The following is a 17,334-nucleotide window of genomic DNA, read 5'->3' on the forward strand; positions in this document are numbered from 1 at the left end:
GGAGAGGCACATGCCACATCAACATACTGGCCTCGACAAAGCACAGGTTCTGACTGAAGCTTTGCCGTACATTCAACGTTTTGCTGGAAAAACGCTAGTTGTAAAGTATGGTGGCAATGCAATGACCGATCCTGAGCTTGAGAGCTCGTTTGCACGTGACATCGTTTTGTTAAAAACCGTTGGATTGAACCCAATTGTAGTCCATGGCGGAGGTCCACAAGTCGACTCGTTTTTAAAGCAGTTGGGACGTGAGTCTGACCGTATTGATGGTATGCGTGTGACCGATCCAGCGACCATGGAAGTGGTTGAAATGGTGTTGGGTGGTAGTGTGAATAAATCTATCGTGAACTTGATTAACCAACATGGCGGTCGTGCCATTGGTTTAACGGGTAAAGATGGTAATTTATTGCGTGCACAAAAGTTACTGATGGAAAAAACTGCGGAAGATGGCACAGTACAAAAAATTGATCTTGGCCTAGTCGGTGAAGTGACCAGTGTTAAAACTGATGTATTGGAGATGTTTAGCAGTGGTGATTTTATTCCTGTGATTGCACCCTTAGGTGTGGATGAAGAGGGCAATACCTACAACATCAACGCAGATTTGGTGGCTGGAAAAGTAGCTGAAGCCCTTGGTGCTGAAAAGCTGATTTTGTTGACCAATATTTCAGGTGTTTTAGATGAAAATAAAAACCTACTTACGGGTTTAACCACTCAAGAAGTTGACCGTCTCATTGAAACGGGCGTGATCTACGGCGGGATGATTCCGAAAGTGGGCTGTGCACTAGATGCGGTGAAAGGTGGTGTGGTGAGCGCGCATATTGTGGATGGTCGTGTGCCACATGCAACACTGTTGGAGATTTTCACCGATCATGGTGTGGGTACATTGATTACCAACCGCAGTAAACACTAAGTATTTTGAAAGCCTCCTCGGAGGCTTTTTTTAAGCCTATACGTTTTATAAATATGGTTTTATGCCCGAATGTGTTCGGGTTATGAAGCATTGTGAATTGCAAGCCAGTCAGGACTCATGCACAATAAAACCATCATAAATAAATATGTTTGAAATAAGATCAAGATTATGTGCCAACTGCTCGGAATGAATTGTGCAACACCGACTGATATTACCTTTTCATTTCGAGGCTTTTCGCAGCGGGCGGGGATTACCTCAGATCATTGTGATGGTTTTGGAATTGCTTTTTTTGAGAATAAAGCCTGTCGTTTGTTTGTTGATAATCAATCTGCAGTTGAGTCACCGATTGCTGAATTAATTCGGAACTATCCGATCAAATCACGCAATGTGATTGCCCATATCCGCAAAGCGACGCAGGGAAAAATTAACTTAGAAAACTCACATCCATTTAGCCGTGAGCTATGGGGGCGACAGTGGATTTTTGCGCATAATGGCGATTTGCATGACTTTGATCCTGTGCTGTCAGGACGTTTTACCCCTGTGGGGAATACTGACAGTGAACGTGCATTTTGTTATTTGCTAGATCAGTTAGTGAACAAATTTGGTTATGTTGAGCCAAGTTTAGATCAAGTTTTTGATTTATTAACCGATATTTCTCCACGGATTGCGGAACATGGTACGTTCAATTTTTGTTTGTCTAATGGGCAGGCACTTTTTAGTTACGCTATTACCAAACTGCATTGGTTGGTGCGAGAGTACCCATTTAAACCCGCGCAATTGATTGACCTTGATGTTGAAGTGGATTTTAGTCAAGTCACTACTGCAGAGGATCGAGTCGCTGTGATTACTACAGAGCCTTTAACTCAAAATGAAGCATGGACGGCCTTTGCACCAGGGGAAATGATTTTATTTCAATATGGCAAAGCGATACGGCATGAAATGACGCATGTAGAACGCTTAGTCCGGGAAGCTAAAGACCCATCATTAAAAAGAGTGACCAAAGCAGATCAATATTAAATTATTCCAAAATAGATAAAATATAAAAGCATGCTGATAATAATGTTAAGCATGTTTTTATTATTTTTTGTGTATTAAAAATAATAAATTGGTTAAAAAATAACTTATTCTTTTGCTCGGGTTTAAATTAATATTTTGATATAAAATAATCACTTATGTTGAATATGATGCTAATATCAGAAACCCTACTAAATTGATTCACTTTTATTTTCATCACTAACCGATATGATTAATTCATGTAATTAATCTATTAATTTTTATTGGGTGGTCGGAATGATAATGAAGTGGGTTCCAGAATATAATACTGGTATCGATGTGATTGACGATCAGCACCGTCGTATTTTAGATTACATTAATGAAATTGAAGCAATTGATGTTGATACTGATCGTGCACGTGTAAAGCAAATTCTAGAAAATATTATTGATTACACACAATCTCATTTTACTTTTGAAGAATCTCTTCAAGAAGAGGCGGGTTATAAATACCGTGTACCACATAAGCGTGTGCATGATTTATTTATTAAAAAAATTGAATCTTATCGTGACCGTTTTGAGTTAGGACAGTCGATTGAAGCTGAGTTACATGAAGTATTGTCGAAATGGCTGATTAATCATATTCAACACGATGATGCTGACTATGTCGGGGCAGTGAAAGAAAACATGATGGGGATCATCAAAGAAAAAGAAAAGAAAAAAGGGAAAAACTGGTTTGCTCGCTTCTTTTCATAAGTGAGCATAACAAGGGATAAAAACAATAAATTTTAATTCTATTTAGCGCAGCAAATCATCAGTTTTGGTGGTTTGCTTTTTGTTTTTGATTTTCATAAGAGAGCAAGGCAAAATAGCGCAAGACTTATTGAAGGAACGCATCATGCAAGACAATGCTATGTCACGATGGTTATCGCCGCTGATGGCATTTTGTTTATCATTTATTATTATTGCCACACTTGCACCCTTGGTGGGAATTCAGGTTGAACGTCAGCTCGACTTTTGGTTGCTCTGGTTATTTACCATGCTGATCTTGGCTTTACCTGTGTGTTATTTAGAAATTGCCTTAGCAAAGCGTTCAAAAACTACGGCATTAAACGCATTATCAAGTTTAACCCGTGATGCAGATGCATCACAAACTTGGCGTCTTGTGGGTTGGCTTGCAGTTGTCTTTATTCCTTTCTTGGCAGGTGGCATGCTCTCTAATGCTGCACAGCTCCTGAATCAATATGCACTGCCAGATAGTACATCACCCGTGATTTTTGGTGGTTTGGCTGTGGTTGCCATCGCTTTGTCTTTTGCACCACGGAAGCTAATTTTAGCCTTAACGGCTATTGGTGTAATCGTTTCATTAGTCGTAGCCAATGTCTCTGGAGTAAGTACGGCTGAATGGCAAGTGACGCCTGTTGAATTCTCAGAATGGGGCAGTGCTACGGTATTGGCATTAGTGGCAAGTGGTTTAGGACTCGGTCTGTACTGGCAAAATAGCCTGCTACAGGTTCAACAGCAAGATGCTGCAAGCAAGACGGTTCTACCCATTTGGATTGCACAAATTTTAGCCGTGGTTGCTTTTGCATTTTTTGCAGTACAAGCAGCATTACCTGCGTATGCCATTGCGTTGACTGCAGTTGCAGCGGCGGCCGTGTTGTTGCAGATGGCACGTGAACAGTTGGCACAGCGTCAACTGAATGTGGTCATTCAATGGTTGATACTTCTGGCTGCGACATTGGTTTGGTTGATTCCAGCGACTGGTCCGATTTTTAACATCTTACTGATGCTTTGGGGCTTAGTGATTTGTTTGATTTATGCCATTTTTGCTGGTTGGATTATGAAAATTAGCCATTTACGTAAGTCAATGAACTTTAGCAATGAAGCTTTTTATAATATTTGGCGTATTGCGGTGCGTGTGATCTTACCCGTTTCTATTGTATTGGCTATTGTGGCTGTGCTTGGAAAATTGATCTAATGAGCCAGCTTCACTACGTCTGGGTTGCTTATGCAACAGCAAACCAGCAGTTTCATCTCCGGGTTCCGTTTGCTGAGGGGATGACGGCATTGGATGCGATTCAACTGAGCGGTATTTGTTCTCAAGTTGAATTACCAGAGCCATTACAACTGGGTATTTTTGGTGTTCGTTTGAAAGAGCATGCGCAGATATTACAAGCTGGGGATCGCGTTGAAATTTATCGAGCTTTAAGCATTAATCCTAAAGATATTCGTCGGATACGTGCAGAAAATAACCCTGTGGGGCGCTTTGCCAAAGGCAATCGCTTAAAACAATCGAAGTGATATGAAAAACCCCTCAGTTGAGGGGTTTCTTTTTTATTATAAGGCTTTATAGTGGGGGCGCGTTTAGAATCGCTTCTTTCGATGCTGGTAAGCCTGGCTGAGATTCAGGGATGCTTTCTAAGCCTTCAATTTTTTGGACAATACCATTTGAGTCAAAGTAGATTTGCAGGTGTTGCCCATGCGCAGCAGGAATCTTGGCTTTTTTAGCATAGGTTCCTGGGGTATAATTGTAGATGTAGTCCCAACGTAGTGGATTCATTGGATCTGAAAGCGTAGGGCTGCCAAGTAAAAAGCGAACTTGTTGATGGCTCATGCCAACTTGTATTTTTGACGCTTGTGCTTGAGTTAATGGTGTACCTTGAGGAATATCAACTTTATAAACGCCCAAGGTCGAACAACCTGCGAGCAGTGAAGTGACGAATAACGTCAACATGATTTTTTGCATTTTGCTACACTATCCCAAATTAATTATGATGCAATTGAGCCACGGATAGATCATACTGCATCTACACTTTGTTGCATATTCTAACTTTAAATTTGTTGAGAGACCTTTTTACATGCCAATTTCAAATCAAGATCTACGCAAAGCTGGACTTAAAGTTACACTTCCACGAATTAAAATATTAGAACTATTAGAAAATTCAAAACAACACCATTTAAGTGCGGAAGATATTTATAAGACTTTACTTGAACAAGGTGAAGATGTCGGTTTAGCAACTGTTTACCGCGTGTTAACGCAATTTGAAGCAGCGGGTATTATTCAGCGCCATCACTTTGAAAATAACCACTCTGTTTTTGAAATTATGCAAGATGATCATCATGATCATATTGTGTGTCAAAACTGCAACAAAGTGGTTGAATTTACGAATGAAGTGATTGAGCACGAGCAGCATGAAGTTGCTGAAAAACATGGCTTTACTTTAACGGGACACTCGTTGAACCTGTACGGTTATTGTGATGCTACTGAATGCCAAGACGCGCTACGTAAAAAGTAAGATGTTCATCTAAGATATAAAAAAGGGCTTCATGAGAAGCCCTTTTTTTAGTTTGAAGGAATAAAATTAAGCTTGTCCATCAAACGTGATATTTGCACTGGCATGCAATAGACGATCGCCGCCTTCTTCTGATAATTTGATTTGTAAACGTAAGTCGTTTGGTGAGTCAGCGTGTTTCAGCGCATCTTTATAGGTAATCTGCTTGGCTTTGTACAAATCAAACAAGGCTTGGTCAAAGGTTTGCATACCAAGTTCACGAGAACGTTTCATCAAGTCTTTAATTTCGTGGATTTCGCCTTTACGGATCAAATCGGAAATTAACGGTGAGTTAATCAAAATTTCAATGGCAGCACGACGTGAATTACCGTCAGGTGTTGGAATCAACTGCTGAGCAACCATCGCTTTAAGATTTAAAGATAAGTCCATAAACAATTGGCTATGACGGTCTGCTTCAAAGAAGTGAATAATCCGGTCGATGGCTTGGTTGGCGTTGTTGGCGTGCAGTGTTGCAAATACCAAGTGCCCCGTTTCCGCGAAGGCAATTGCATAATCCATGGTTTCACGGGAACGAATCTCACCAATCAGGATCACATCAGGTGCCTGACGCAAGGTGTTTTTCAGCGCGATTTCAAAAGAGTCCGTATCAATGCCGACTTCACGCTGGGTAATAATACAGCCTGCATGTTCATGAATAAATTCAATTGGATCTTCAATGGTAATGATATGACCTTTCGAATTCTGGTTACGATACCCAATAATTGAAGCCAACGAGGTTGATTTACCTGTACCTGTTGCACCCACAAAGATGATGATGCCACGTTTGGTCATCGCTAGTTCTTTGAGTACAGGTGGAAGTTTTAACTCGTCCATGGTTGGAATCTTGGTCTCAATTCGACGCAAAACCATACCAGGCATATCACGTTGTTGAAAGGCACTGACACGAAAACGCGCAGTTTTATCACGATTCATAATCGCGAAGTTACACTCACGTGTATCCGCAAATTCTTTACGCTGCTTCTCGCTCATGATGGAGTTCAGCAGTTGTCCTGCGACATCACCTGTCAGTTTGCCTTTAGCTACAGGCACAATTTGACCGTTAATTTTCATTGAAGGTTCAACATCAGCGGTGATAAATAAATCTGACGCTTTTTGTTGAATCATATAATTGAGTAAGTCGTTAAAATCCATATCTCTACCCCAAATCCATTGTTTTCTTATAAGAATGTTTCAGGTTGTTTAGCAGCAGTACGTGCGGTCTGTGGACTAATCACCCCTTTAGTGACTAAGTTTTTCAAACTTTGATCCAGTGTGGTCATACCGTAGTTTGCACCAGTCTGAATAGCAGAATACATCTGTGCCACTTTGTTTTCACGAATTAAGTTACGAATGGCAGGAATACCAATCATGATTTCATGCGCGGCAACACGTCCACCGCCATTTTTCTTGAGTAAGGTTTGAGAAATGACGGCCTGTAGCGATTCAGATAGCATGGCACGAACCATGTCTTTTTCTTCAGCAGGGAATACGTCAATCACACGGTCAATCGTTTTTGCAGCAGAGGTGGTATGTAATGTACCAAAGACCAAGTGACCTGTTTCAGCTGCTGTGAGAGCCAAACGAATGGTTTCAAGGTCACGCATCTCCCCTACGAGAATAATATCAGGGTCTTCACGCAGAGCAGAACGTAGTGCTTCATTAAAGCCATGTGTGTCACGGTGCACTTCACGTTGGTTCACGAGACATTTTTTTGATTGGTGCACAAATTCGATGGGGTCTTCAACGGTTAAAATATGGTCATAACGGTTGTCGTTAATGTAGTCAACCATAGCGGCCAGTGTAGTTGATTTACCCGAACCAGTCGGACCTGTTACCAGTACGATACCACGCGGAAATTCACAAATATCTTTAAAGATTTGTCCCATACCCAAGTCTTCGATAGTCAGAACTTTGGATGGAATAGTACGGAATACAGCACCAGCACCGCGGTTTTGGTTGAATGCATTCACACGGAAACGTGCAATGCCCGGGACTTCAAAGGAAAAGTCTGTTTCTAATAATTCTTCAAAATCACGACGTTGTTTGTCATTCATGATGTCATAAACCAACTTATGCACTTCTTTGTGTTCTAAAGCTGGTAAATTAATTCGACGAACCTCACCATCGACACGAATCATCGGTGGCATACCCGCAGATAAGTGTAAATCTGACGCCCCGTTCTTAGCAGCAAAGGCTAGTAATTCTGTGATATCCATAATTTCCCCGAGATCATATAAATGCTAATTATTTTGATAGAATAATAAGGCTTTCAAACAACTTAACCAACAGTTTGTTGAAAGGCAAAGCAAAAAAGATGACTGAAATGAGACCCTCGTCAATGAATATCCTGCAAAACTCACGTCAACATGTGTTATCCCAAATTCAGCAGGCCTGTGAGGTTTCAGGGCGTGATGTGCAATCTGTGCAGCTTTTAGCCGTTTCGAAAACACATCCAAGTGAAGTGTTACGAGACATGTACGTTTGCGGTCAACGTGCCTTTGGTGAGAACTATCTGCAAGAGGCTCTGCAGAAGATTGAGGTGTTACAGGATTTAGATATTGAATGGCATTTTATAGGACATGTACAACGCAATAAAACCAAACATTTGGCTGAAAAATTTGCATGGGTGCATGGGGTAGATCGTTTAATTATTGCTGAGCGGTTATCGACTCAGCGACTTGCCACCCAAGCAGCCTTAAATATTTGTCTACAGGTTAACATTGATGGTCAGGACAGCAAAGATGGCTGTCAACCTAACGAGGTTGCTGAGCTGGTACAAAGCATTAGTCAGTTGCCTCACATCAAACTGCGTGGTTTGATGGTCATTCCAGCACCAAACAATGTGCAGGCTTTTACGGCGGCGAAAGTGCTATTTGAGCAAGTGAAAGCACAGCATGCACATCCAGAAGACTGGGATACGCTTAGTATGGGGATGTCGGCAGATATGAATGAGGCAATCGCTGCGGGTTCAACCATGGTGCGTGTTGGAACAGCTTTGTTTGGGGCGAGAGACTATTCACGACATTGAGTTGTTGAGGCATTAAGGTCAAAAAAGCTTCTTGGTATTCAAATATGCTGAGAAGACTTAACTTACAATTTTATAAAACTAAAACGCTGCTGAAAAAATAGGCTTCATTTAAACTGATTGAATTGCTTGTAGATTTAAGTTACTGAGTTATTGGAACAGACACTCTGACAATGATAAAAACTGCATTTAGGATGAAACCAAAAATGGAAAAAATTTATTTATTTCTCTCTCTGATGCTGAGTTTATTTTTGGCAGCGTGTAGTAGTACAAATACTCACATGGAGGAAGTGACAGCGGAACCAACAGCATTAAACGCGACGGTTTCTCGAGCTGAAAAATTGGGTACGAAATGGGGTGATGAGCTTCGTTCAAACGTAACAGAAGTGAATTTAAAACGTTTATCCAGCAGTCCAATTGCTGAATCACAAGTTCGCTATGCCAGTAAAACATATACAGGCAAAGCGGTGAATAGTATTTCTTTGGCGGCCGGAAAAATCAGTTTTTCAATTATAAATGATGCACAGCGTCCACTGCCTTTATTTCGAGATGGTCAGCAGTATTATTTATCTGGCAAAGATGGACAAAGTTATCAACTCAAATACCAAAACCATAGCAATAGCACCTTTGAAGTGGTTGCCAGTGTAGATGGTTTAGATGTGATTAATGGGCGTTCGGCATCTCGTAGCAACTCAGGTTATGTGCTTCGTCCACAGGGTGAGCTGATCATTGAAGGTTTCCGTAAGAGCGACTCCGCGGTGGCATCTTTTACCTTTAGTCGACCTGAAGATGCTTATGCGGCAAACTCAGACCACGGTTCAATCCAAAACACAGGTGTGATTGGTACAGTCATTTATCCGTTAGAGTCTGCTACGGCAGTGGACAAGGCAACTGATGCATCTAAATATGCACCACCACCAAAAGCATTCCCAGCGGATTAAAAGTTGGCGTTCTGCTTTCTCTATTGAAAATGGCGTTTAGTGGGAGCACTTACATTAAGTAGGATGCTCCTATTATTTTTAGCAGGGAACTGTATCTTAAAAAAAAGATCAAACTTTGATCATTAAAAAAGTTGAAATTATCCCACCACCTCAATGGTACTGGCACCTGCGCCTAGAGCTTTAACTTGGATTTGGACAGGAATACGTTCATGCATTTCTTGGATGTGTGAAATCAGCACCACCTTACGGCCTTGGTTTTGTAGTTGATCGAGAGCATTCATGACCATGTGTAGCGATGATGCATCTAAAGTCCCAAAGCCTTCATCAATGAACAGCGATTCGATTTTCATTGAGCCCGAGGCCATATTGGCGATGGCAAGAGATAGGGCAAGGGCAGTCAAGAAAGACTCGCCTCCTGAGAGTGATGCAACGGAGCGGGTTTCTCCATCCATGTCATGATCAATAATAGCTAGACTGAGCGAGTGATCCAAACGCTTTAAGGTATAACGCTGTGAGAGTTGGTTGAGCTGTTGGTTCGCATGTTCCAGTAAAATATCAAGGTTATATTGCTGCGCATAATCACGGAATTTCTTGCCCGTAGCATCGCCCATCAGACCTGATATTTTCCCCCAACGATGTTCTTCTTGTTGAATGTTTTGAATTTGATCGACAAATTGTTTTTGTTTCACCACATTTTGCTGATGTAACTCAAGTTTCAGTTTGAGCTGATCGCGTATTTCAAGTTGATTATTGAGTGCAGACTGATGCTCCTGCATGTGTTGCTCTAACTGTAGTGGATCAATCTCAGGTTGATACTTGAGATGTTCTTGCAATTGTTCTTGTATGGTTTTCAAAGCAGCATCGGCTTCATTCAGTAGGCGTTCAGCATGCTGTAATTTTTGACGGATCTGTTGCACTTGTGCAGGGTTAATTTCAGCAAGCGTTTTTAAGTCTTGCAGTTCAAACTCAGGATGTTCTTTGAGCCAGTGCTGGATTGTATTTTCCACATCATCTGCACTACTTTGGTTTTGCTGTAATTGTGCTTGAAGTTGTTCTAGCTGACTTTTGTCTTGCTCAAATTGATGACGTAATTGCTCAAAATGTTGCTTGATCTGTTGGTAATGGCTTTGTGTCTGTTGGCGCCGATGATCGTGTTGAATAAGCCATTCGTTGGCTTTAATACCCGTTAAGCCTGTCATCTGTTGGATCAATTGATTGGCTATTTCTGTATTCTGCTGTCCTTTTTGTTTGATCTCACTAAGCCGTTCAGCGGTTTCTCTGATGTGTTGGCTCGTGTGATCAAGATTCTGTTGATTGGTCTTGAACTGTTGATTGGTCTGATCGAGTTGCTGACGCCATTGTTCCAGTTGTTCTAGTTGCTGTGCACGAGTCTTTAGACGTACTAACAGTTGCTGTGCAGCCAAGCTAGTCTGTTGTTGCCAAACTGTTTTTTCAGCATCAGATAAATACTGGGCAATGTGTTGAACTTGGTTTTGCAAACTATTTGCTGTGTGTAGCAAGTGTTCAGTCTGTTGAATGTTTTGGATGCAGTATTGCTGGGTTTTAATATTATGTTGGCACTGCTCAGATTGCTGTTTGAGTTGCTGTAGATCGAGCGTATGTTGCTGAATGATCTGCTCAAATTGCATGTTTATTTCTGATTTTGTTTGTGTCAGGTCGAGTGCAATATCTGCTGTTTTACCGTGTGCAATCAGCACGCTTTGTAATGGGCTGATTTTTTCAGAAAGTTGCTGGATTAGTGTTTTGCGTTGTTCTATTTCTGCATTGAGTTTGGTGAGTTGTTGCTGTGCTTGCTGCCAAGCTTGAAAGCTTTCGAGCTCTTTTTGGTTTGCTTGTTGTTCCTGCTGTTGTTGAAGCTCAAACAGGGCTTTGGAGAGCGCAGTATCTTCCATTTTATAAGGATGTGATGTACTTCCACAGACAAGACAAGGTTCGCCCTCTTGGAGTTCAGCACGTAAATGTTCAACATTCTCAGCATTTAAAAGCCGTTGCTGTTGTAAAACTTGTTGTAGTTGGATGCGTTCACTTTTGGTTGATTGAAAAGCCTGATCCGCTTGCAGCGTATGCTGTTGTAAGGCTTGTTGCTGAGTTTGAGCACTGTTGAGCTGTTCTTGCTGTTGTGCAATATCAGTCTTCAATTCAAAAAACTGTTGAACTTTTTGCTGAATTTGCTCAATTTGACTGAGCTGATTGATCTTCAACTCTCGTTGCTGCTGTGCTTGCGCAATTTTAACTTCCAGTTCTTCGATGTGACCAAACTGTTGTATGGACTGTTGTAATTTTACCTTTTGTGCTGACAGTTGCTGTTCTACTTGAGCTTGTTGCCCGAGTTGATATTCAATGTTTTGGTATTGTTGAATAAACTGTTCGAGTTGTTGGACATGGGCGCTGAGGCCTTGGTCTAAGCTTGTAAACTGTTGTGAACTTTCCAGTTGCTGCTTACACTCGGTTTGCTGACGCTCAATGTGCTGAATCTGCTGTTCAAGCTTTTGTTGTTGCTGGGTTAGGGGCAGTTTAGACTGTTCTAAAGCCTGCAATTTTTCCTGAGCTTTCTTAAACTCAGCCCCGATAAAATCACGTTCTTGAATACATTTACGTACATCATTCAATGCATCATGATGGGTACTTTCAAACTGTTGTAGTTCATTCACTGCCGTTTCAGCTTGCATGAATTGAGCTTTTTCAGTCTCAAATTGCGTGAGTAAATGATCAAATAACTGTTGTTGTTTTTTCAGGCGGGGCAGCAGTTGTTGTTTGGTTTGAAGTAGCTGTTGTTGTTGGAACAGCATAGGTCGAACTTCAGCGAAGATCTCTAAACGAGCCAAGCGTTCACGCTCAGGGTTTAATTCCTGTTGTAACTTATACTGTGCTTCGACCAGTTGTTGTTTAATGATGATTTCACTGTCGAGTTTCTGCTTGCTTTCAAACCATTGCTGTTGTTTTTGCAGTTGTGACTTTTGGGCTTCGAGTTGTTGATAGCTGTGGTCACTATGTTGGAATTGTGCGGATAGTTCTGCAACTTGCTCATCGGTTAACAGTTCAATATGACCCAATACATTTTCTAGCTCTTTGCGCTGAGTCGCGACCAGTTTGGTTTTCTCATAAGCCAGTTGTCCAATTTTGCCAAAAATAGCCGAATTGGTGAGATATTCCAATAATTCGCCGCGCTCATTGTCTCGTGCTTTTAAAAAAGCAGTAACTTCGGATTGTGCCAGTAGAACAGCGCGCGTGAATTGTTCAAAGCTCAACTGGGTAATACGTTTGATGTTTTCATCGACGGCTTTGGCTTTATCCGCAACAACGACACCATCGGTGACACATTTTAAATAGCGCTGTACGTTTTGTAGTTTCCCGTCAGCTTTTTCTCGTGAACGTTTCAATTCCCATCGAGCGATATAGCGTTTTTGGTCTTGTGCAATAAAGCAAAGTTCAGCATAACCATGCGCGGTACCACGACGCAGTACGGTCAGTGGGGAATTGGTGAGTAGTTCTGAGCCATCGACATCTTGAATTTTTCCATCGCTGTCTTTGAGGCGTGGAATACGGTTAAACAGTGCCAAACACATTGCATCTAAAATGGTAGATTTGCCTGCACCTGTTTTCCCTATAATGGCAATAAGCCCTGCACTGGCTAAAGGATCACTTTCAAAATCAATCAAGTGTTCGCCAGAAAGTGAAGCAAGGTTTTTTATTCGAATGGAAACAATATTCATAGTAAACCTTTAAGCCTCGTATCCATCTTCAAGGGATTGTTCAGCTTCACGCATTAAACTCATAAAATCCTGTAGCACAGCGGTATCATGCTGATAACCCTGTTTTTCCCAAATTTGCTGAAACAGTTTTTCTGGTGTGGGTGGTTCTAAACTTACTTTAGCGGGGGCATTGGGGTCTTGCTCCGTAGCTAAGTACTGACGTGAAATACGGACTAAACGATAACGATTTTTAGGCAGTGCATCTTCAAACTGTTGTCTTAAATTGGGCTGAGGCGGAACAGCTGTATGATATTCAATATCGACATATTCACGTTGATCAATCAGCTCAATTTCACCTGCTGGTAAGGCTTTGAGTTTGTCCAGCACCTCATTTAACTCCCCCCGTATTTTATGCAGTTGAATACTACGTGGTATAGCGAGTACATTTAACTGGAAACGTGAGGCATCTTTCTGTACGGGGTCAAGTGTCACTTCAAGAACTTGATGTTTGTAGTTAATTTCACTAAATGACAGGGGGATAGGTGAGCCGCTATAACGGATATGCTCTTCACTGACTTTTTGCGGTTTATGTAAATGCCCGAGTGCTACATAGTCAATGATTTCATCAAATAATGCTGTTGAGAGTGCTTCTTCATTACCAATCACAATCGGACGTTCAGAGTCTGAGGTTTCGCCACCTTGCATATGTGCATGAGACATTAAAATCAGGGCTTGATCTGCTGTTTTGCGGGCTTTGGCCTCGGCAATCAGTTGTTGATGCAAATAGGCAATCGCGTTTTGGCTATTGGTGGTGTGTTCATTAACGCCTGTAATTTCAGCGGGGCGTAAAAAGGGCAGGCTCAGACACCATGCCACAATATTCTGTTGTTCATCTAAAATGGGCACCAATAAATGTTCAAGGTCGATTTGTTGTTCAGTATTTTTATGAATGACACCGACTGCTTTGGCATTGTATTTCGCCAGTAAAGGTTCAACTTGTTCAATGCGATAGCCTGAGTCATGGTTGCCTGCAATCATGAGCGTTTGCATGTGGGGGGCACGTGCATGCGCATCGGCTAAGAACTGGTACAGTTGTTTCTGTGCACTGGATGCAGGATTGATGACATCAAAAATGTCTCCTGCAATAAGTAAAGCATGCGGTTGTTTTTCACTGATTTGTTGTAGTAACCATGCTAAAAACTGTTCATGTTCATACTGGCGGGAATGGTTATAAAAGAACTGTCCCAGATGCCAATCCGATGTATGAAAAAAACGAACAGCCATAGATGCCCCAAGCTCAAAACGCAATAGAGTTATAAGCTAACATAAATCAAACTTTTTCGAAGGATAATCATCAGCTCTACGTCAAACCTTGACGTAGATGATTGGGCTGATAGTTATAAGTTGCATGACACCGAGAAATGGCGAGATTATTATGTGAAAAGGAAAGTGATGGATGTGTTTGATTAACACTATAGTAAAAAGATTAAATATGATTAAAAAATGTTCTTTTTATGAGCTATTATGTATCTGAATGAAATTGTATATCGTTTCGTATGCATAAAAAAATGTAAAAATTGATTAAGTATTCAATTTCAATAATTTATAACAATGATTTATGAAGAAGGTTAAAAACAATAAATCATTTATCGAGTAAGACTGGGTATAAGGAGAAAATAACTATGTCTGATTCTATTTTCAATTCGCCCCGTATCGTCAATGATCTGGTGTATAAGACGCTGATTGAATCAACACTTGCTATTCCTTGGAGCATAGATTGGGAAACCAAAACTTTTAGTTATATTGGCCCACAAATTGAAAAAGTATTAGGTTGGAAACAGGATTCATGGAGAACTGTTGAAGACTGGGCAATGCGTATGCATGAAAATGACCGGGCATGGGTGGTTGATTTTTGCGTGGCACAGTCGATTTCTGGTGTCGACCATGAGGCAGATTACCGTGCGCTGACCATTAACGGGGAGTATATTTGGATCCGCGATGTGGTTCACGTGGTTAGAAAGCCCGATGGGGAAGTGGACAGTCTGGTCGGATTCATGTTCGATATTTCTGAGCGCAAAAGACAGGAACAAGAGTTAGAAACGCTGAAAAAGCAATTGGAAGAATATTCGTATCAAGATGGCCTTACGGGTATTGCAAACCGTCGGTTCTTTGAAGATTGCTATCAACGTGAGTGGCTTAATGCGCAGCGTGAGCAGAAACCACTGACATTAATGTTATTAGACATCGACTATTTTAAACAGTACAACGATTATAATGGTCATATTTTGGGGGATGCATGCCTCAAACAAATTGCACAATTGTTGAAAAAAAATGTGTCGCGTCCACGTGATTTAGTTGCACGTTTTGGTGGGGAAGAGTTTATTTTGGTTTTACCTGATACATCGCAAGATGCTGCCATTGAAATTGTAGAACGTATTTTGCAGAGTATTCGGACAGCCGATATTTGTCACAGTTCATCGCCATTAGATCAGCGTTTATCCGTCAGTCTAGGAGTAAAGACAATTGTGCCTATGTTTAATCATGACAAAATGACCTTCTTAAAAGAAGTAGATCGAAATTTATACTTGGCTAAAGAACAAGGACGAAATGGCTACGTTATTCAAGATGAGTCTGCTGTTCAACATTTAACGTATTATTAATCTATTCTTTGCTTCCTCATCTGTTGATGGTGGGGAAGTTCTAAAAAATCAGTTGCCCAAAAAATAAAGACCGACGATTCGAGTGATGATGAAATCGTCGGTCAAAGAAAACTGCTTCACGTTTAAATGTTGGCTGCTAACAACATTTAAATTTGGAGCCAATCTTATTGCTCTAGGAAAGGTCACCGTACGTATTGTGGATGCCGGTACAATATTTTGACGGTTGCTGCGACCTTGTACCCTATTTAACGCAACTCAACTTCAATTGGTTGACATGAAAATGAAAAAAAATTGAATTTTTTTTATAATGAGTTTTTAGCTAGGTTGTAAGCAGCGCTATGGTATCACTAACACGATATTTTCTTTGGTTTTTTTTCTTGTGTTTTATTTTTAGCTGCGTATGCGGTGTGTTAGCAGCACTGCTACCTACAGGTTTGGGCGGTGTATTAACAGCTGTACCGTATTTGGTGGCTATGATTTGGGTGCTCCAAAAATTTATTAAACAACAGCGCCGTGCACCGACCCAAGCTGAACGTAAAAAATTTACTTTGGGTTTTAGTCTGATATTTTGGGGCTATAACTTGGCGTTTCTCTTGCTTGGTTTATTCATTTTTGCCCAAGCTGATGCTGAAGTGGGACAAAACTTTATGCTTTATCTACAACAGCCACAGTTTGTCGCGATTATCGTAATTATGTTTTTACTGGTTGCCATTCCACTTTGTTTGCTGACCTATTGGTTCTATGGCAAACAAGCAGAACGTATGGCGGCAAAAATTGTCGCTTAATCGTAAAGCTTTCTTCTAAATGCTATAGTCTGATGAAAAGTATCATTTGAGATCACGCTATGCAAAAAGAACGTGTATTGGTGACAGGAGCGAGTGGTTTTATTGGTTCAAACTTGCTTAATTATTTATTAGAAAAAGATTATGAAGTCATTGGTTTAAGTCGGCAGAAGAATCTTTCAAAAATACATCCACATTTAATCTGGATTCAAACGTTGGATGAATTGAAACATGATCGAATTGATTATGTGGTAAATCTGGCGGGGGAAAGTATTGCTCAAGGGCGTTGGACAGATGCCCGCAAACAAAAGCTGATTGCCAGTCGTGTTGAAATGACGACAACACTCTATCAGTATCTAGCCAAAAGAAATATCCAACCGAAATGCATTATTTCAGGCTCAGCGGTGGGCTATTATGGTATTGACCCGACTGAACAATGGACAGAACGTTGTACAGAACAGTCTCCACCGCAGTCGATTTTTATGTCGGAGTTATGTCAAAAGTGGGAGCAATCTGCTCGGCAAAACACAACGCAAAATACCAAAATCATCCGCTTGGGGGTGGTCTTTGGACGCGGGGCGGGCATTCTGCCGCAAATGTTGTTTCCGATTAAAATGAATCTGTGTGCTCGAATTGGTTCAGGACGACAACCTGTGGTGTGGGTGCATATTCAAGACGTGTTGCGAGCGATCGAGTTTTTGATGCTACATGAAACGACTGAGCAGGTCTTTAATGTCGTCAGTCCAGAAAAAGTCACCCAGTCGGCGTTTGCACAAACCGCAGCTCAAATTCTAAAACGTAAACCTTTACTTTCTTTGCCTGCTTTTGTGTTGAAATTGCTCTTAGGCGAGCAGTCTCAACTGGTGTTAAATGGTCAGTTTGTCCGTCCGCAAGCGCTGAGCAATCAAGGCTTTGAGTTTAAGTATCCGACTTTAAAAGAAGCATTGCTTCATCTCATTCAGCCCAAAGCGTGATTGT

The 17,334-nt window shown here is 41.1% G+C and carries 16 protein-coding genes; 11 read left to right on the forward strand and 5 right to left on the reverse strand.

What is annotated here, in order from left to right; translation table 11 throughout:
* Positions 1-10: 10 nt before the first annotated feature.
* The 5 genes from argB (at position 11) to GBI16_RS09175 (ending at position 4,204) form a co-directional block, all read left to right on the forward strand.
* Positions 11-910, forward strand: a complete 900-nt coding sequence (gene argB, locus GBI16_RS09155; protein WP_086208205.1) for an acetylglutamate kinase — start codon at positions 11-13, stop codon at positions 908-910.
* Positions 911-1,078: 168 nt separating this feature from the next.
* The gene (locus GBI16_RS09160) at positions 1,079-1,927 is read left to right on the forward strand and encodes a class II glutamine amidotransferase (protein ID WP_086208204.1); all 849 of its coding nucleotides are present in this window, start codon (positions 1,079-1,081) and stop codon (positions 1,925-1,927) included.
* 273 nt (positions 1,928-2,200) lie between these two features.
* Positions 2,201-2,656: a bacteriohemerythrin gene (locus tag GBI16_RS09165; RefSeq protein ID WP_086208203.1), complete on the forward strand. Its 456-nt coding sequence runs from the start codon at positions 2,201-2,203 to the stop codon at positions 2,654-2,656.
* A gap of 142 nt (positions 2,657-2,798) precedes the next feature.
* Positions 2,799-3,881 (forward strand): hypothetical protein, encoded by a 1,083-nt coding sequence (locus tag GBI16_RS09170; RefSeq protein ID WP_151706947.1) that lies wholly within the window; start codon positions 2,799-2,801, stop codon positions 3,879-3,881.
* Positions 3,881-4,204 (forward strand): RnfH family protein, encoded by a 324-nt coding sequence (locus GBI16_RS09175; RefSeq protein ID WP_086208201.1) that lies wholly within the window; start codon positions 3,881-3,883, stop codon positions 4,202-4,204. Before GBI16_RS09170 ends, GBI16_RS09175 begins: the two co-directional genes overlap by 1 nt.
* Before the next feature lie 46 nt (positions 4,205-4,250).
* On the opposite strand, the gene GBI16_RS09180 is transcribed toward GBI16_RS09175, so the two are convergent.
* A complete protein-coding gene (locus tag GBI16_RS09180; protein ID WP_086208200.1) occupies positions 4,251-4,649 on the reverse strand; it encodes an outer membrane protein assembly factor BamE in 399 nt (132 codons plus the stop codon).
* A gap of 112 nt (positions 4,650-4,761) precedes the next feature.
* Between GBI16_RS09180 and fur the strand changes: the two genes are divergently transcribed.
* Entirely contained in the window at positions 4,762-5,199 is a 438-nt protein-coding gene (gene fur, locus GBI16_RS09185; RefSeq protein ID WP_086208199.1) for a ferric iron uptake transcriptional regulator, read from the forward strand.
* Positions 5,200-5,265: 66 nt separating this feature from the next.
* On the opposite strand, the gene GBI16_RS09190 is transcribed toward fur, so the two are convergent.
* A complete protein-coding gene (locus GBI16_RS09190) occupies positions 5,266-6,387 on the reverse strand; it encodes a PilT/PilU family type 4a pilus ATPase (protein ID WP_086208198.1) in 1,122 nt (373 codons plus the stop codon).
* 26 nt (positions 6,388-6,413) lie between these two features.
* Positions 6,414-7,451 (reverse strand): type IV pilus twitching motility protein PilT, encoded by a 1,038-nt coding sequence (locus tag GBI16_RS09195; RefSeq protein ID WP_086208197.1) that lies wholly within the window; start codon positions 7,449-7,451, stop codon positions 6,414-6,416.
* A gap of 122 nt (positions 7,452-7,573) precedes the next feature.
* On the opposite strand from GBI16_RS09195, the gene GBI16_RS09200 reads away from it, so the two are divergent.
* Both GBI16_RS09200 and GBI16_RS09205 read left to right on the forward strand, forming a co-directional pair.
* Positions 7,574-8,263: a YggS family pyridoxal phosphate-dependent enzyme gene (locus GBI16_RS09200; protein ID WP_086208196.1), complete on the forward strand. Its 690-nt coding sequence runs from the start codon at positions 7,574-7,576 to the stop codon at positions 8,261-8,263.
* A gap of 203 nt (positions 8,264-8,466) precedes the next feature.
* Entirely contained in the window at positions 8,467-9,201 is a 735-nt protein-coding gene (locus GBI16_RS09205) for a hypothetical protein (protein ID WP_086208195.1), read from the forward strand.
* A gap of 137 nt (positions 9,202-9,338) precedes the next feature.
* Here the strand turns inward: GBI16_RS09205 and GBI16_RS09210 are convergent, their stop codons facing one another.
* Both GBI16_RS09210 and GBI16_RS09215 read right to left on the reverse strand, forming a co-directional pair.
* Entirely contained in the window at positions 9,339-12,935 is a 3,597-nt protein-coding gene (locus GBI16_RS09210; protein ID WP_151706948.1) for an AAA family ATPase, read from the reverse strand.
* A 9-nt stretch (positions 12,936-12,944) separates the two neighbouring features.
* Positions 12,945-14,198: an exonuclease SbcCD subunit D C-terminal domain-containing protein gene (locus tag GBI16_RS09215; RefSeq protein WP_086208193.1), complete on the reverse strand. Its 1,254-nt coding sequence runs from the start codon at positions 14,196-14,198 to the stop codon at positions 12,945-12,947.
* Positions 14,199-14,596: 398 nt separating this feature from the next.
* On the opposite strand from GBI16_RS09215, the gene GBI16_RS09220 reads away from it, so the two are divergent.
* The 3 genes from GBI16_RS09220 (at position 14,597) to GBI16_RS09230 (ending at position 17,330) form a co-directional block, all read left to right on the forward strand.
* The gene (locus GBI16_RS09220) at positions 14,597-15,574 is read left to right on the forward strand and encodes a sensor domain-containing diguanylate cyclase (protein ID WP_086208192.1); all 978 of its coding nucleotides are present in this window, start codon (positions 14,597-14,599) and stop codon (positions 15,572-15,574) included.
* A gap of 338 nt (positions 15,575-15,912) precedes the next feature.
* Positions 15,913-16,359: an ABZJ_00895 family protein gene (locus GBI16_RS09225; RefSeq protein WP_086208191.1), complete on the forward strand. Its 447-nt coding sequence runs from the start codon at positions 15,913-15,915 to the stop codon at positions 16,357-16,359.
* Positions 16,360-16,418: 59 nt separating this feature from the next.
* Positions 16,419-17,330: a TIGR01777 family oxidoreductase gene (locus GBI16_RS09230; protein ID WP_086208190.1), complete on the forward strand. Its 912-nt coding sequence runs from the start codon at positions 16,419-16,421 to the stop codon at positions 17,328-17,330.
* The last annotated feature ends 4 nt before the right edge of the window (positions 17,331-17,334 follow it).

Origin of the sequence: Acinetobacter sp. TUM15064, from assembly GCF_008980265.1 — a bacterium.
Taxonomy (GTDB): Bacteria; Pseudomonadota; Gammaproteobacteria; order Pseudomonadales; family Moraxellaceae; genus Acinetobacter.

Excerpts from the sequence above, each read along its gene's own strand:
- fur (WP_086208199.1), top strand. The coding sequence starts at position 4,762 with ATGCCAATTTCAAATCAAGATCTACGCAAAGCTGGACTTAAAGTTACA.
- GBI16_RS09205 (WP_086208195.1), top strand. The coding sequence starts at position 8,467 with ATGGAAAAAATTTATTTATTTCTCTCTCTGATGCTGAGTTTATTTTTG.
- GBI16_RS09170 (WP_151706947.1), top strand. The coding sequence starts at position 2,799 with ATGCAAGACAATGCTATGTCACGATGGTTATCGCCGCTGATGGCATTT.
- GBI16_RS09195 (WP_086208197.1), bottom strand. The coding sequence starts at position 7,451 with ATGGATATCACAGAATTACTAGCCTTTGCTGCTAAGAACGGGGCGTCA.
- GBI16_RS09230 (WP_086208190.1), top strand. The coding sequence starts at position 16,419 with ATGCAAAAAGAACGTGTATTGGTGACAGGAGCGAGTGGTTTTATTGGT.
- GBI16_RS09215 (WP_086208193.1), bottom strand. The coding sequence starts at position 14,198 with ATGGCTGTTCGTTTTTTTCATACATCGGATTGGCATCTGGGACAGTTC.
- GBI16_RS09210 (WP_151706948.1), bottom strand. The coding sequence starts at position 12,935 with ATGAATATTGTTTCCATTCGAATAAAAAACCTTGCTTCACTTTCTGGC.
- GBI16_RS09200 (WP_086208196.1), top strand. The coding sequence starts at position 7,574 with ATGAATATCCTGCAAAACTCACGTCAACATGTGTTATCCCAAATTCAG.
- GBI16_RS09225 (WP_086208191.1), top strand. The coding sequence starts at position 15,913 with ATGGTATCACTAACACGATATTTTCTTTGGTTTTTTTTCTTGTGTTTT.
- GBI16_RS09175 (WP_086208201.1), top strand. The coding sequence starts at position 3,881 with ATGAGCCAGCTTCACTACGTCTGGGTTGCTTATGCAACAGCAAACCAG.
- GBI16_RS09190 (WP_086208198.1), bottom strand. The coding sequence starts at position 6,387 with ATGGATTTTAACGACTTACTCAATTATATGATTCAACAAAAAGCGTCA.
- argB (WP_086208205.1), top strand. The coding sequence starts at position 11 with ATGCCACATCAACATACTGGCCTCGACAAAGCACAGGTTCTGACTGAA.
- GBI16_RS09220 (WP_086208192.1), top strand. The coding sequence starts at position 14,597 with ATGTCTGATTCTATTTTCAATTCGCCCCGTATCGTCAATGATCTGGTG.
- GBI16_RS09165 (WP_086208203.1), top strand. The coding sequence starts at position 2,201 with ATGATAATGAAGTGGGTTCCAGAATATAATACTGGTATCGATGTGATT.
- GBI16_RS09180 (WP_086208200.1), bottom strand. The coding sequence starts at position 4,649 with ATGCAAAAAATCATGTTGACGTTATTCGTCACTTCACTGCTCGCAGGT.
- GBI16_RS09160 (WP_086208204.1), top strand. The coding sequence starts at position 1,079 with ATGTGCCAACTGCTCGGAATGAATTGTGCAACACCGACTGATATTACC.